We start from the raw sequence: 1,243 nt of genomic DNA on the forward strand, positions 1-1,243 counted from the left end.
GTGCTTTTTACCCTCAGCTGATTGAACTGAAATGACCTCGAGTCTCTAGCCGCCGGAGCTGGATTGCAGTCTACTGGTAATAGTAGATGCAACAATTGATCGATATTCGGCTTTCTTGACATCAATTCTTTATCTAGTTTTCAGGGAATGAATTTTATGTGAAAATATAAAAAAGCCTTGAAAAATTATATCCACACGATATAATAGTACTTGTCCTTAAAAAAGGGACAAGATATAGTCTGGTGACAATGGCGAAGAGGTCACACCCGTTCCCATGCCGAACACGGAAGTTAAGCTCTTCAGCGCCGATGGTAGTTGGGGGATCTCCCCCTGTGAGAGTAGGACGTCGCCAGGCTGTATATCATGGAGGATTAGCTCAGCTGGGAGAGCATCTGCCTTACAAGCAGAGGGTCGGCGGTTCGATCCCGTCATCCTCCACCATGTTTTTTTACAAAAAGTAAAATATCTTTCCTTAAATTCTTTTAATAAACTCACCTTGCCGGTGTAGCTCAACTGGTAGAGCAACTGACTTGTAATCAGTAGGTTGGGGGTTCAAGTCCTCTTGCCGGCACCATTTGGTTTTTTTTATAAGATGAGCCATTAGCTCAGTTGGTAGAGCATCTGACTTTTAATCAGAGGGTCGAAGGTTCGAGTCCTTCATGGCTCACCAAAGATTTTTGCGACAGCAAAATATCTTACCATAGGGTTTTCATCAATGTGAAAATCATCTTTTTGCGGGTGTGGCGGAATTGGCAGACGCACCAGACTTAGGATCTGGCGCCGCGAGGCGTGGGGGTTCAAGTCCCTTCACCCGCACCAAATACTTGCGCGGAAGTAGTTCAGTGGTAGAACACCACCTTGCCAAGGTGGGGGTCGCGGGTTCGAATCCCGTCTTCCGCTCCAAGAATATGCCGGGGTGGCGGAACTGGCAGACGCACAGGACTTAAAATCCTGCGGTAGGTGACTACCGTACCGGTTCGATTCCGGTCCTCGGCACCAAAGATTTTTGCTTCAGCAAAATATCTTCCCTTGCTTTGCTCATCAAAAAACTATAATGCATTTAGCGCCCGTAGCTCAATTGGATAGAGCGTTTGACTACGGATCAAAAGGTTAGGGGTTCGACTCCTCTCGGGCGCGCCATATAGATCGGGAAGTAGCTCAGCTTGGTAGAGCACTTGGTTTGGGACCAAGGGGTCGCAGGTTCGAATCCTGTCTTCCCGACCACTTCTTTGGGGCCTTAGCT

The 1,243-nt window shown here is 47.5% G+C and carries 8 tRNA genes and 1 rRNA gene; all 9 read left to right on the top strand.

Features of this window, described 5'->3' with window-relative positions:
• Nucleotides 1-238 precede the first annotated feature (238 nt).
• The 9 genes from rrf to KYJ26_RS23210 all read left to right on the top strand — a co-directional run bounded on the left by rrf (nt 239) and on the right by KYJ26_RS23210 (nt 1,224).
• Nucleotides 239-355 (top strand): 5S ribosomal RNA (rrf, locus tag KYJ26_RS23170).
• A gap of 10 nt (nt 356-365) precedes the next feature.
• A tRNA-Val gene (locus tag KYJ26_RS23175) sits at nt 366-441 on the top strand.
• Nucleotides 442-498: 57 nt separating this feature from the next.
• A tRNA-Thr gene (locus KYJ26_RS23180) sits at nt 499-574 on the top strand.
• 20 nt (nt 575-594) lie between these two features.
• Nucleotides 595-670, top strand: a tRNA-Lys gene (locus tag KYJ26_RS23185).
• Between the two features lie 64 nt (nt 671-734).
• A tRNA-Leu gene (locus KYJ26_RS23190) sits at nt 735-819 on the top strand.
• A 9-nt stretch (nt 820-828) separates the two neighbouring features.
• Nucleotides 829-903, top strand: a tRNA-Gly gene (locus tag KYJ26_RS23195).
• Between the two features lie 7 nt (nt 904-910).
• Nucleotides 911-999, top strand: a tRNA-Leu gene (locus tag KYJ26_RS23200).
• 64 nt (nt 1,000-1,063) lie between these two features.
• Nucleotides 1,064-1,140, top strand: a tRNA-Arg gene (locus tag KYJ26_RS23205).
• A gap of 7 nt (nt 1,141-1,147) precedes the next feature.
• Nucleotides 1,148-1,224: transfer RNA gene (locus KYJ26_RS23210), tRNA-Pro, on the top strand.
• Nucleotides 1,225-1,243 lie beyond the last annotated feature (19 nt).

The sequence above is a fragment of the Rossellomorea orangium genome (assembly GCF_019334305.1).
GTDB lineage: Bacteria > Bacillota > Bacilli > Bacillales > Bacillaceae_B > Rossellomorea.